This is a genomic window from Pseudomonas sp. TE9122 (genome assembly GCF_056278925.1).
In genome coordinates this window covers 459,658-472,011 of the sequence record NZ_JBWBQI010000001.1, presented here as the reverse complement: position 1 = coordinate 472,011, position 12,354 = coordinate 459,658, and the positions used below count along the sequence as shown (strand labels likewise).

The 12,354-nt window shown below is 61.8% G+C and carries 11 protein-coding genes and 2 pseudogenes; 4 read left to right on the top strand and 9 right to left on the bottom strand.

Features of this window, described 5'->3' with window-relative positions:
* Genes ptsN through ACZ9BE_RS01970 form a run of 3 tightly spaced genes read left to right on the top strand, consistent with a single transcriptional unit; the run spans position 1 to position 1,616 of the window.
* Positions 1-465 carry a PTS IIA-like nitrogen regulatory protein PtsN gene (gene ptsN, locus ACZ9BE_RS01980; RefSeq protein ID WP_041477978.1) on the top strand — a complete coding sequence of 155 codons (465 nt, stop codon included), beginning with the start codon at positions 1-3 and terminating at the stop codon, positions 463-465.
* Positions 466-467: 2 nt separating this feature from the next.
* Positions 468-1,325, top strand: a complete 858-nt coding sequence (gene rapZ, locus ACZ9BE_RS01975; RefSeq protein WP_041477977.1) for an RNase adapter RapZ — start codon at positions 468-470, stop codon at positions 1,323-1,325.
* 15 nt (positions 1,326-1,340) lie between these two features.
* A complete protein-coding gene (locus ACZ9BE_RS01970; protein ID WP_016771685.1) occupies positions 1,341-1,616 on the top strand; it encodes an HPr family phosphocarrier protein in 276 nt (91 codons plus the stop codon).
* 34 nt (positions 1,617-1,650) lie between these two features.
* Here the strand turns inward: ACZ9BE_RS01970 and ACZ9BE_RS01965 are convergent, their stop codons facing one another.
* The 6 genes and pseudogenes from ACZ9BE_RS01965 to pmbA all read right to left on the bottom strand — a co-directional run bounded on the left by ACZ9BE_RS01965 (position 1,651) and on the right by pmbA (position 5,448).
* A complete protein-coding gene (locus ACZ9BE_RS01965) occupies positions 1,651-2,544 on the bottom strand; it encodes a ZIP family metal transporter (protein ID WP_305382220.1) in 894 nt (297 codons plus the stop codon).
* Between the two features lie 29 nt (positions 2,545-2,573).
* Entirely contained in the window at positions 2,574-3,185 is a 612-nt protein-coding gene (locus ACZ9BE_RS01960; protein ID WP_476248853.1) for a superoxide dismutase, read from the bottom strand.
* A gap of 1 nt (position 3,186) precedes the next feature.
* The gene (locus ACZ9BE_RS01955; protein ID WP_042608764.1) at positions 3,187-3,627 is read right to left on the bottom strand and encodes a hypothetical protein; all 441 of its coding nucleotides are present in this window, start codon (positions 3,625-3,627) and stop codon (positions 3,187-3,189) included.
* A 27-nt stretch (positions 3,628-3,654) separates the two neighbouring features.
* Positions 3,655-3,780 (bottom strand): hypothetical protein, encoded by a 126-nt coding sequence (locus tag ACZ9BE_RS01950; protein ID WP_276574745.1) that lies wholly within the window; start codon positions 3,778-3,780, stop codon positions 3,655-3,657.
* A pseudogene (locus ACZ9BE_RS01945) lies at positions 3,765-3,845 on the bottom strand (FagA protein); the annotation flags it as partial. The pseudogene ACZ9BE_RS01945 and the gene ACZ9BE_RS01950, both read right to left, overlap by 16 nt.
* 252 nt (positions 3,846-4,097) lie before the next feature.
* A pseudogene (pmbA, locus tag ACZ9BE_RS01940) lies at positions 4,098-5,448 on the bottom strand (metalloprotease PmbA).
* Positions 5,449-5,556: 108 nt separating this feature from the next.
* Between pmbA and yjgA the strand changes: the two are divergent.
* Positions 5,557-6,081, top strand: coding sequence for a ribosome biogenesis factor YjgA (gene yjgA / locus ACZ9BE_RS01935; protein WP_016771692.1), 525 nt, complete (start codon positions 5,557-5,559; stop codon positions 6,079-6,081).
* Between the two features lie 51 nt (positions 6,082-6,132).
* Here the strand turns inward: yjgA and tldD are convergent, their stop codons facing one another.
* The 3 genes from tldD to ACZ9BE_RS01920 are packed head-to-tail and all read right to left on the bottom strand — an operon-like array spanning position 6,133 to position 12,302.
* A complete protein-coding gene (tldD, locus tag ACZ9BE_RS01930; RefSeq protein WP_236169663.1) occupies positions 6,133-7,575 on the bottom strand; it encodes a metalloprotease TldD in 1,443 nt (480 codons plus the stop codon).
* 4 nt (positions 7,576-7,579) lie between these two features.
* A complete protein-coding gene (locus ACZ9BE_RS01925; RefSeq protein ID WP_236169664.1) occupies positions 7,580-8,440 on the bottom strand; it encodes a carbon-nitrogen hydrolase family protein in 861 nt (286 codons plus the stop codon).
* A 58-nt stretch (positions 8,441-8,498) separates the two neighbouring features.
* Positions 8,499-12,302, bottom strand: coding sequence for a YhdP family protein (locus tag ACZ9BE_RS01920; RefSeq protein WP_476248852.1), 3,804 nt, complete (start codon positions 12,300-12,302; stop codon positions 8,499-8,501).
* Positions 12,303-12,354: the final 52 nt, after the last annotated feature.

Genomic DNA, 12,354 nt, shown 5'->3' with positions numbered 1-12,354 from the left:
ATGATCCGACTTGAAACCATCCTGACCCCCGGCCGTTCCCAAGTGAACGCGCCGGGCGGCAGCAAGAAAAAAGCCCTCGAACAGATTGCCAACCTGATCCACCGCGAAGTGCCGGATCTGGCGATGCAGGATGTCTTCGAGGCGCTGATCGCCCGTGAAAAACTCGGCTCCACCGGTTTTGGCAACGGCATCGCCATTCCCCACTGCCGCCTCAAGGGCTGCGCGGGGCCAGTGAGCGCCCTGCTGCACCTCGAAGCCCCGATCGATTTCGACGCCATCGACGGCGCTCCGGTGGACCTGTTGTTCGTATTGCTGGTCCCGGAAGCCGCAACCGACGCGCATCTGGAGTTGTTGCGCCAGATCGCCAGCATGCTCGACCGCAAGGAAGTGCGCGACAAGCTACGCAGCGCTCCGAGCAATGAAGCCTTGTACCAGGTCGTACTGGACGAGCAGAACGGGCACTAATCATGCGTTTGATCATTGTCAGTGGCCGTTCGGGCTCGGGTAAAAGTACCGCCCTGAATGTCCTTGAGGACAACGGCTACTACTGCATCGACAATCTGCCGGCCGGTTTGCTGCCGGAACTGGCCGAGCGGGCGCTGATTCACACGGAACTGGCGCAGCCGCTGGTCGCCGTGTCGATCGATGCGCGCAACCTGCCCAGCCATCTGTCACGTTTCCCTGAATTGCTCGAAGACGTGCGTGCCAAGCATATCAAGTGCGATGTGCTGTACCTGGACGCCGATGAAGAAACCCTGCTCAAGCGTTTTTCCGAGACCCGTCGTCGTCACCCGCTGAGCAACGCCAATCGCTCACTGGCCGAGGCGATTCACGACGAAACCGCCCTGCTCGGTCCGATCGCCGATCTGGCCGACCTGAAGATCAACACCACCAGTCTGAATCTGTATCAACTACGCGACACCATCAAGTTGCGCCTGTTGAATCAACCGGAGCCCGGTACGGCGTTTCTGGTCGAGTCGTTCGGCTTCAAGCGCGGCATGCCGGTCGACGCCGACCTGGTGTTCGACGTGCGCTGCCTGCCCAATCCGTACTGGAAACCGGAGCTGCGCGCTCAGTCGGGCCTCGATGCCCCAGTGGCCGAGTACCTGGCGCAGCAGCCGGATGTCGAAGAAATGTATCAGGACATCTACGCCTACCTGAACAAGTGGCTGCCACGCTTCGCCGCCAGCAACCGCGCCTACGTCACCATTGCCATTGGCTGCACCGGCGGGCATCACCGCTCCGTCTACCTGACCGAACGACTGGGTCAGGCCCTGCAGAAAACCCTGAAGAACGTCCAGGTTCGCCACCGCGACCTCACCTAAAGGATTTACACCGCGATGCCTGCTCGTGAAATCGAAATCATCAATAAGCTGGGCCTGCATGCCCGGGCATCGGCCAAATTTGTCGGCGTGGCGGGTCAGTATCCAGACTGCACGATCCGAGTGGGACGCACACCTGAAACGACTGTCGACGGCAAGAGCATCATGGCAATGATGATGCTCGCGGCGGGTAAAGGCACCAAGATCCATTTGAGCACCGAAGGCGAACAGGCTCAGGAAGCCATGGACGCATTGGTCGATCTGATCGAAAGGTATTTCGACGAAGGTGAATAATCCTCGAGGCGGGGACACTGTTCCTCGCCTCCATTCACCCCAACGCCGTATCCATCACCATCATCAGACAAAACCCGATCAGAAGGCCCAGACTGGCCAGCTTGTCATGCCCATGACGGCGCGATTCCGGGATCACTTCGTGGGTCACCACCAGCAACATCGCCCCCGCCGCCAGTGCCAGCCCCAACGGCAACAGCACCTGAGCCAGACTCACGAGCCACGCACACAGCAGCGCAAATACCGGTTCGACCAGCCCCGACGCCGCGCCGATCAGAAACGCTCTGACCCGCGACATTCCCGCCCCGGCCAGCACCAGAGCAATCACCAGTCCTTCCGGCACATCCTGCAACGCAATGCCCATCGCCAGACTGTCGGCGTCCGCCATCCCGCCTCCGGCAGATACGCCAACCGCCATGCCTTCCGGAATGTTGTGCGCGATGATGGCGAACACGAACAGCCAGATTCGCGGTGGAATCACCGGATGCTCCAACGTGCCGACGAGCATCTCCGGCGAGGCACCGCAAATGCGCCGATCCACCAGATACAGACCGAACGCACCGAGCAGGATGCCAAAGCAGATCAGGCCACTGGCGGCCCACGGCGTCAGGCCAAGGCTCTCAGCTGCAGCTATGCCCGGCACGATCAACGAAAACGCCGTCGCCGCCAGCATCACCCCGGCACCAAATCCCAGCAAGGTGTCGCTGAGTGCCTGCGGCATGCGCCGGATCACCAGCACCGGCACCGCGCCAAGCGCCGTGCCCAAGGCGCAGATGGCACCGCCCTGCAAGGCACGTAACAGCCTCGGTTCCAGATTCAGCCATTGCAAAGCGTGGGCGACCAGTAAAGTCATACCCGCCAACAGCAACAGCGAACCCACCGCGTAACGAAACATGCGCCCGCTGCCAATCGCCAGTGTTTCCGTGCCCATAGTCAGCCCTGATTGTTTTTATTGAAGGCTTAAACCAGTGCGGCCTGATAGCGCGCAGCAACTTCCGGCCAGTTGATCACGTTGTAGAACGCGTTGATGTATTCCGGGCGACGGTTCTGGTAACGCAGGTAGTAAGCGTGCTCCCAGACATCGAGGCCAAGGATCGGGGTGTTGCCGTTCATCAACGGACTGTCCTGGTTGCCGCTGCTTTCTACGATCAGTTTTTTCTCCGGGGTGACGCTCAGCCACGCCCAGCCGCTGCCAAAACGGGTCAGCGCGGCTTTGGTGAACGCTTCCTTGAAACTGTCGAGTCCGCCCAGTTGCTCGTCGATAGCCTTGGCCAGCGCGCCGTCGGGCTTGCCGCCACCGTTGGGCACCATCACTTCCCAGAACAGCGAATGGTTGGCGTGGCCGCCGCCCTGATTGATCACCGCCGCGCGAAGTTTTTCCGGCAGCTGCTGGACGCTGGCGACGAGTTTTTCCACCGGCCACTCGGCAAACTCGGTGCCTTCCACGGCGGCGTTGAGGTTGTTGATGTAGGTCTGGTGATGCTTGGTGTAATGGATTTCCATGGTCTGCGCATCGATGTGCGGCTCGAGGGCATCGTAGGCGTAAGGCAAGGCAGGCAAGGTAAAAGCCATTTCAATGGACTCCATACTGATGAGAAGTTGAGGCGCGGCGGGCATTGCCGGTGTCCGGATGCAGCAGGCGCTGGGTGCGTGGGTATTCGCCGTGCTCGCTGATGAAATTCAACAGTTCGACATAGGTCTTGCTGCTCTGGCGCAGCGCCGCCTCACGCAGGGCCGGACGCAAGCGCTCGTCCTGCATGGTCTGCAACAAACGTTGATGGATGGCACAGAGATATTCGGCGCTCTCCTCCGGTTGGTTCAGGCGCAGATGCAGGTCAGCCAGGTTGTGATGTGAGACGACGCAGGCCGCCACCGCTTCGTCGGCATCCGCCCAGCGTTCGAACAACACTTGCGCCAGGGCCAGGGCTTGCAGGTAAGCCTCTCGGGCGTCGATCAGTTCGCCCAGCATGAAGCAGCGATTGGCCCGTTCGATCGTGCGTTTCCAGTGCTCCATGGTGAGCCTCCAAAGCGGTTGCGGGGTTTACACGCCGCCGGCGGTGAGTTTCTCGGGGTTGAGCAACTCTTCCAGCTGGCTGCGCGACAGGTCGGTGTGTTCCAGGGCGACGTCGATCACCGCGCGGCCTTCCTTGCAGGCTTTAGCGTGCAACGGATCTGGCGACTCATCCAGCGCCGGCTTTCGAGGTAGGGCTGCTCGTGCAAGGCAGAACTCATGATCCGTGACTCGTCCGGAAATGAGATTTATTATTATATGATAATGAGAACCAAAACAAGCGTTCGAGTTTGCGCTGTTCATTTGTGGGAGCGAGCCTGCTCGCGAATGCGCCGTGTCAGCCAGCACATTTGCAACTGATCCACCGCTTTCGCGAGCAGGCTCGCTCCCACAGGGGATTTGTGCGAAGCGAATAAAAAAGGCGCGCCATCCACAACGGATGGCGCGCCTTTTTTTGTTGGCGGATTCGCGGCTTAGCTGCCGGCGACAGTCATCCGCTCGATCAACACAGACCCGGTGCGAATGTTGCTGCGCAGTTCCAGATCATTACCCACTGCGACAATCTGCTTGAACATGTCACGCATGTTGCCGGCGATGGTCACTTCCTGCACGGCGAACTGGATCTCGCCGTTTTCCACCCAGAAGCCCGCAGCGCCGCGCGAATAGTCACCGGTGACCATGTTCAGGCCATGGCCCATCAACTCGGTGACCAGCAATCCCCGGCCCATGCGCTTGAGCAGTGCTGCCTGATCCTCGTCGCCATGGGTGACGAACAGGTTGTGCACCCCGCCCGCGTTGGCGGTGCTCGGCATGCCCAGTTTCCGTCCGGAATAGGTGCCGAGGATGTAGGAGACCAACTCGCCCTTTTCGACGAACGGTTTCGCGTAAGTCGCCAGGCCATCACCGTCGTAGGAAGCACTGCCCATGGCACGCATCAGATGCGGACGCTCATCAATGGTCAGCCATTCCGGGAACAGCTTCTGCCCCAGTGTGCCTTCCAGAAACGACGATTTGCGATACAGGCTGCCGCCGGATACGGCCGAAAGGAAGCTGCCGAACAGACCGCCCGCCAGTTCGGCGGAAAACAGCACCGGCACCTCGCATGTCGGCACCGGCCGCGCGCCCAGACGGCTCGCCGCCCGTTGCGCGGCACGCTGGCCGATGCTCACCGGATCGGCGAGCAGACTGCCCTGGCGATTGACGTCATACCAGTAATCGCGCTGCATCTGCCCGTCAGCTTCGGCGATCATCACGCAACTCAGGCTGTGCCGGGTCGACGCGTAACCGCCGATGAAACCGTGGCTGTTGCCATAAACCCGGCAGCCCTGATGGGTGCTGAGGGTGGTGCCGTCGGCGTTCTTGATCCGCGCATCGGCATCGAACGCCTGCCGCTGCCTCGCAGAGCAAAGCCTTCTCAATGGCCTGTTCCGGGGTGATGTCCCATTCGTGGAACAGGTCGAAGTCCTGCACATCCCTGGCCATCAGTGCGGCGTCGGCCAGACCCGAGGCTTCGTCCTCGGAGGTGTGTTTGGCTATCGCGAGTGCTGCAGCGACGGTTTCACGAATCGCCTCCGGCCCGGTGGCCGAGGTGCTGGCCGAGCCTTTGCGCTGGCCGACGTACAGGGTGATGCCAAAACCCTGATCACGATTGAATTCAACGGTTTCGACCTCGCGCTGACGCACCGAGGTCGACAGCCCCTGCTCCAGCGACACCGCGACTTCACAGGCGCTGGCGCCCTGGCGCTTGGCTTCGGCGATGATCTGCTCGACCTGTTCTTGCAGTGCCGGCAATGCCTGCGGGCCGACGCTTTGAACTGCACTCATGCTCATCTCCACTCAAATTCTGCTTTCGGCTGGGGTCATCGAGCGACCGGGCCGGACAAGTGGCCCCCGACTGGTTATCATGGCGGCGTTTCTTTGCGGACTGCCACCATGGTTGATTCTTACGACGACTCCCTCGATACGGGAGAAAAAAGCAAATCTCAGGTCAAACGCGAGTTGCATGCGCTGGTTGACCTCGGCGAGCGCCTGACCACACTCAAGCCTGATCTGGTCGCTAAACTGCCGTTGACCGACGCTTTGCGCCGGGCATTGGCCGATGCGCCCAAGCACACCGCGAACATCGCGCGTAAACGGCATTTGCAGTTCATCGGCAAACTGATGCGCGACCAGGACACTGACGCGATTCTGACTCTGCTCGATCAACTCGATGCCTCCACTCGCCAGTACAACGAGCGTTTCCATAATCTGGAACGCTGGCGTGACCGCCTGATCGCGGGCGATGACGCCGTGCTGGAGAAATTCGTCATCGAGTACCCGGACGCCGATCGCCAGCAATTGCGTTCCCTGATCCGTCAGGCCCAGCATGAGGTTGCGCAAAACAAACCACCTGCTTCGAGCCGCAAGATCTTCAAATACATTCGGGAGCTGGACGAGACTCAACGCGGCCTGCGTTGAAAATCGCCACCGGGTGGCCGTCCTGCGCGCCACCCGAAAGCCCCACCGTTCTTATGCGCCCGTGCCACCCACGGTAATCGCATCGATTTTCAGCGTTGGCTGGCCGACACCCACCGGCACCGACTGCCCATCCTTACCGCACGTACCCACACCGCTGTCCAGCGCCAGATCGTTACCGACCATCGACACCCGGCTCATCGCCTCGGGACCGTTGCCGATCAATGTCGCGCCTTTGACCGGTGCGGTGATCTTGCCGTCCTCGATCAGATAAGCCTCGCTCGTCGAGAACACGAACTTGCCGCTGGTGATATCGACCTGACCGCCGCCGAGGTTGGCGCAGTAGATGCCCTTCTTCACCGAGGCGATGATTTCTGCCGGATCGCTTTCGCCACCGAGCATGTAGGTGTTGGTCATCCGTGGCATCGGCAGATGCGCATAGGATTCGCGACGACCGTTACCGGTGCGCGCCACGCCCATCAGCCGCGCATTGAGCTTGTCTTGCATGTAGCCCTTGAGTACGCCGTTTTCGATCAGCGTGGTGCACTCGGTCGGCGTGCCTTCGTCATCGACGCTCAGCGAACCGCGACGGCCGCTCAAGGTGCCGTCATCGACGATGGTGCATAGCTTGGAGGCAACCATTTCACCCATGCGCCCGCTGTAGGCCGAGCTGCCCTTGCGGTTGAAATCGCCTTCCAGACCGTGACCGACCGCTTCGTGCAACAGCACCCCGGACCAGCCGGAACCCAGCACCACCGGCAAGGTACCGGCCGGCGCTGGAATTGCTTCAAGGTTGACCAGTGCCTGGCGCAGCGCTTCGCGGGCATAACCCATGGCGCGGTCTTCGGCGAGGAAGTAGCGGTAATCGGTACGCCCGCCGCCGCCATGCCCGCCGCGTTCGCGCCGGCCGTTCTGCTCAACGATGACGCTGACATTGAAGCGCACCAGCGGTCGCACGTCGGCGGCCAGGCCACCGTCGGTGGAGGCCACCAGAATCCGCTCCCAAACCCCGGCCATGCTCACGCTGACTTGCTGAATCCGTGGGTCGAGCGCGCGGGTGGCGACGTCGATGCGTTTGAGCAACTCGACTTTTTCCGCGCGGCTGAGCACTTCCAGCGGGTTATCCGGCGCGTACAGGTGCGCGACGTCCTGGCTGGTGAATGCCTGCACGGTGCCGTTCTGTCCGGCGCGGGAGATCGAACGCGCGGCGCGGGCCGCTGCGCCGAGGGCCTCGAGGGTGATCGCGTTGCTGTAGGCAAAACCGGTTTTCTCACCGGACTGTGCACGCACGCCGACACCCTGATCGAGGTTGAAGCTGCCTTCCTTGACGATGCCGTCTTCCAGCGCCCATGACTCGGAAATCTGGCCCTGGAAATACAGGTCGGCGGCATCGATGCCCGGCCCGGCCAGATCGCCGAGCACGCCTTGCAGGCTCTCGATCGTGACACCGCCGGGTGCCAACAGGTGATCACTGACTGAGGACAACAACTCGCTCATAGGTTTACGCCTTAAATTCGTGTTCTGAAGCAGGCCGCTGGGCGCCCTGCGAGAAAAACCGCCGATGACGCGTCACCGGCATGCGCGCCCGGATGGACGCTTGTTCATCGCTGTCGCGGGCGGCCAGCAACACCGCCTCGCCTTGATCCTGTTGGGCCAGTACGCGCCCCCACGGGTCGACAATCGCCGCATGCCCGAAGGTTTCACGCGGTCCGGGATGGCTGCCGCCCTGTGCGGCCGCGAGGATATAACACTGTGTTTCGATGGCCCGCGCGCGGATCAGTACATCCCAATGCGCGGCGCCGGTTACGGCCGTAAACGCCGACGGTGCGGTAATCAATTCGGCACCGGCGGCACGCAATTCACTGTACAGCTCCGGGAAACGCAAGTCGTAACACACACTCAGACCGACTCGCCCCACCGGCGTATCCGCCACCACTACATTACCGCCATAAGCATAGTCATCGGATTCACGGTATTGGCCGCGATTGTCGGCGACATCGACATCGAACAGATGCAGCTTGTCATAGCGCGCGACGATCTCACCGTTATCGTTGATCAGCAACGAGCAGGCATTGGCTTTGGCCGTGGGTTGACCCAACGGTGGCAACGGCAATGTACCGGCGACTATCCATAAGGTGAGGTCGCGCGCGGTCTGTTTCAACCAGGGCAGGATCGGCCCTTCGCCCAAGGCCTCGGCGCGGCCGATATCGGCGACGTCGCGACGGCCCATGGCGGCGAAGTTTTCCGGCAGCACCGCGAGTTTCGCCCCGCCGGCGGCGGCCTGTTCAAGCAGGCGTCGGGCCTGGGCCAGATTGGCCGGCACGTCGCTCTGGCTGACCATTTGAATCACCGCTAAAGACATGGCGAACTCCCAAAGAGGTATTCGGCCATGCTACTCCATCGCTTCAAGGCCGGGCCGTTCAAAAAGGCTTGTCGAAGGTGATTTTCGGCTCTTTCCATGGGCCTTTGACGGTGTACTTGACGCTGGCGAAGCGCGCGACGCGGTCGCCGATCAGCTTGTCGATGAGGAACAGCGCGCCGCCGACCGCCGGTGCGCCGACGAGCAACGCGGCGATCGGCAGGTTGTTGGTCACCGGCAAGGTCACCAGCAATTTCGCATCGACCTTGTCACCAACCAGATCCAGCGTGCCGTCCAGCTCAAGGTTGCTCGAAGGCCCGGTCAGGCGAATCGGCTCACGTGTCACGTAGACACCATTGTTCGCCACCAGCAAACCTTTGACCCGGTCGTAGCTCAGGCCTTTGCCGAACAGGTCGGAGAAGTCCAGACGCAGGCGCCGGCCGATCGAGTTGAAGTTGAGCAGGCCGAACACCCGCAGCGCCTGAGCACCGCCTTCCACTTCAACGAACTGGCCTTTGTTCAGCGAGGCATCGAGGGTGCCGGAGAAGCGCTTGGTCGCCAGCCACGCCGGCGAGCCCGGCCAACGGCCGTCGACATCCATATGGAATTCTTCGCTGGTCACGCTCGGCGCGAAGCCCCAGCCTTTGAGCACGTCGGCCAGATTCTTGCCGCCAATGCGGCCCTTGTACCAACTGCTGGTCGCCCCCGGCGCGCCTTCCCAGCCGCCGTTGCCTTGCAGCAGGATACCCTTGAGGCCCATGTCGAGGTTGTTCAGCGCGATGCCCTTGGCGGTCGGCCGCACTTTCAGCGACCAGCCACCGACCAGATCGGGGCCGAGGAACAACTGATTGAGGGTGATATCCAGCGCCGGGATTTTCGTCGGGTCGACCGACGCCAATGGATCCGGCGCATTCTCGTCAGCCTGCACCGCCGGGTCCGGCGCCGGCAGTTTCACGTATTGCAGATTCACCGCAATCGGTACGCCCTTGGCATCCGGCAGGCTGGCGCTGCCCTTGGCCTGTTGGCTATCCAGCGCCAGGTTCCACGCGCCTGGCTTGCGATTGATCTGCACCGAAGCCTGATCCAGCGTGGTGCCGAACGCGGTCAATTTGCCGACCTTGATGTCAGCACTGCTCAGCAGTTGTTTGGCGCTGCCGCCCGGATCCCCGCCAGCGTACTTGCTGGCCAGATCCTGCCACGGCGCGACGTCCAGTTCCGACAGCACCCCGCGAATGCGCAGGCCCTTGGCGCCCGGCAACACCGCTTCGCCAGCGCCGAGAAACAGTTCGCCACGGCCGTCGGCGAAATTGCTCGGCGGCGCAGCAAAAGTGAAATTGGCCAGTTGATCGTAATTGAACCAGTAACGCCGCTCCTGCCCTTGCAGGGTCATGCGAAACACTGTGTCGCGCCCGACATCGGCGGTCATGCCGAACGGCGCCGGCAGATCCACCGCCACGCCTTTGAGGCTGGAGCTGACCAGCAACTGGCTGTCGGCCCCGGAAAGATTCAGCTGCAACTGATACGGAATCGTCCCGGACACCGGCAACGGCTGGGTCACGCCCAGCCAATCGGTGAGCTTTTTCACTTCAACCTGCCCCGACGCCGCAACCCGGGTCTTGATCTGGTTGGGGCTGCCATCAGCGAAGATCTGCGCAGTGACCGGTTTGTCGAAGGCCCGTGCAGAGATGTTCTGGCCGCTGAGGCCTTTATTGCTGTCGAAGCGGAAATCGCCCTTGAGCTGGCTCAGTTCGAGCTTCGGTTCGGCCAGTTTCAGCCGCGCGTTGGCCGTTTTGAAATCGACGAGGATTTTCGGCTGCTCGCCCTTGGCCAGCGGAATATCCAGCTTGAGCTTGCCATTCAGATCACCCGCGCCCTCCCAACCGGCAAAGGTCTCACCAGTGCCGATCGGCGCATCCTGAAGAATCTTCAAGCCGTCGCCCAGGCCACCGGCAAATGCGCCATCCAGGAACAAATGCGAGTTCTGCCCGGCCGGTACATGAGGAATATTGACGAAGACATCGCTGACTTGGGTGTCGAGCAACTGGCCTTTGCTGGCCCAGATGCGCACGCCGCTGTCTTCGATGAACACATCGCCGCTGACTTTGCTCACATGCGGCCAGCCCGGCTGAAACGCCAGCTCGGCGTCGTGCACTTTGAAGAACAGGCTGATGCTGCGATCAGCCTCGCCAGCGTTCTTGCTCAGCGAGCCCTGATACTGGAAGAAGCCCTGGTCCACTGCGCCTTTGAGGATCGCTGTGCGCAGCCACTCATCAAGCGCCGGGCTCAACACCGCCGGCAGGTATTTCGCGGTGTAGCGACCGTCGCCATCAACCAGGCCGACGCGCAGGTCCATGTAGTCTTCCTGGCTATGGTCAAAGTGCAGGCGAATGAGGAAATCGCCGGCAATCTTGCCCTCCTCGCCCAATACCTTGAGGTATGGCGCAATCAGGGTGAAGCCATCCTTGTCGAGCTTCCAGGTCAGCCGCGCATTGGCCTGCAGGTATTGCCATGGCTTGGCGAAAATCGGATCGAGGTGCAGGACGAAGTCCTTGCTGTCGAGGCGCAACTCGCCGCCGTCGAGGTTGCCACTCAGGCTGCCACTGACATTGCGCGCCGCCGGAGCGCCGTGGTAGGCATCGAAACCGACGTTGTCGAGGTTGGCGGCAAAGCCGAATTTGTTGCCATCGGTGGCGGTCGGGCGGAAGTCCAGCAACACGTTACGCAGGCCGCCGGTTACCTTCAAACGCTCGACCACTGTGGCGAAGCTTTGTGGCAACGGCCCCAGCGCATTGAGCAGCGGCGTGATCGGGGTCAGATCGAGGCGATCGGCCTGCAAATGCCAGAGCTCTTCAGCCTTGGCGCTGGCGCGAGTCTGCTGCACCTGCACATGGGATTCCCAGCGGGTGTCGCCGAAGCTCATCGCCAGTGAATCAAGAGTGACTTTCACCCCTTCGGCTGTGTTGCGGTAATAGGCGTTGAGCGCCAGATTGCTGATCTGGATCGGCTTGCGCTCGGCGTAGGCACCGGTCACTTGCGGCGCATTCAGGCGCAACGCGGCGCTTTGCAACGCGCCTTCGGCCCAATCGACCCAGAGTTCGCCGCCGGCCTTGATCTCGGAAAAATTCCATTGCTGGGTCAGGCGCTCTGGCAGCCATTTCGCCCAGTCGCTCTGCGGCAGACTGGCATAGCCCTCGATGGCGCTGTTCTGCCACTGATCAGGACGCAGCTGGCTGCGCAGGCTCAGCGCGACAGGCTGGCCATCGGGCAAGGTCAGACGCGCGTCGAGACGCTGGCGGCTGGCGCCGGTACGCAGATTGAGGCCGACATAGGTGAGCGTCATGGGCGGGTGATCGAGCGGTTGCAGGGTCACCTGGCTGTCGAGCACCGACAATTGTCTGATCATCTGCGAGCGCTGGAACAGTTGCGCCGCATCGAACGGCTGATCCTTCTGCACCGGCAGCCCTTCCAGCGCCCAGGTACCGTCTTCGGCTTCCTTGAGGCTGATCTTCAAACCGTTGAGTTCGATATGCGCGAGGCGTACTTCGCGGGCGAGCAAGCTGCCCCACATATCCGGCACTACCCGTACGCGGTCGAGGCGCAGCGCGTTGGCGCCGTCGCCGACCATCACGTCATGGGCCATCAGGATCGGCGCGAAACCGCTCCAGTTGCCTTCCAGCTCACCGATCTGCAAGGGCATGCCGAGGGCGGCGCTGGCCTTGTCTTCGATGTCGGCGCGGTATTCGGCCACCAGTGGCGTCAGCTCGCGGCCGAGGCTGACGTACAAAGCCATCAACACCAGAACCAACGCGCACAGGCCCAGCCCCCAGCGGGTGAGTGCGGCCAGAATGCGTGTCAGACGCTCCATGTCAGTTGGCTCCCATGGCAAAAAAACTGCGAAAAGCTGAGGCCAGCCGCGT

Bases quoted from the DNA above. Each gene is read 5' to 3' on its own strand.
- ACZ9BE_RS01925 (WP_236169664.1), bottom strand. From the start codon at position 8,440: ATGTCTTTAGCGGTGATTCAAATGGTCAGCCAGAGCGACGTGCCGGCC.
- ACZ9BE_RS01955 (WP_042608764.1), bottom strand. From the start codon at position 3,627: ATGGAGCACTGGAAACGCACGATCGAACGGGCCAATCGCTGCTTCATG.
- ACZ9BE_RS01920 (WP_476248852.1), bottom strand. From the start codon at position 12,302: ATGGAGCGTCTGACACGCATTCTGGCCGCACTCACCCGCTGGGGGCTG.
- ptsN (WP_041477978.1), top strand. From the start codon at position 1: ATGATCCGACTTGAAACCATCCTGACCCCCGGCCGTTCCCAAGTGAAC.
- yjgA (WP_016771692.1), top strand. From the start codon at position 5,557: ATGGTTGATTCTTACGACGACTCCCTCGATACGGGAGAAAAAAGCAAA.
- ACZ9BE_RS01965 (WP_305382220.1), bottom strand. From the start codon at position 2,544: ATGGGCACGGAAACACTGGCGATTGGCAGCGGGCGCATGTTTCGTTAC.
- tldD (WP_236169663.1), bottom strand. From the start codon at position 7,575: ATGAGCGAGTTGTTGTCCTCAGTCAGTGATCACCTGTTGGCACCCGGC.
- ACZ9BE_RS01970 (WP_016771685.1), top strand. From the start codon at position 1,341: ATGCCTGCTCGTGAAATCGAAATCATCAATAAGCTGGGCCTGCATGCC.
- rapZ (WP_041477977.1), top strand. From the start codon at position 468: ATGCGTTTGATCATTGTCAGTGGCCGTTCGGGCTCGGGTAAAAGTACC.
- ACZ9BE_RS01960 (WP_476248853.1), bottom strand. From the start codon at position 3,185: ATGGCTTTTACCTTGCCTGCCTTGCCTTACGCCTACGATGCCCTCGAG.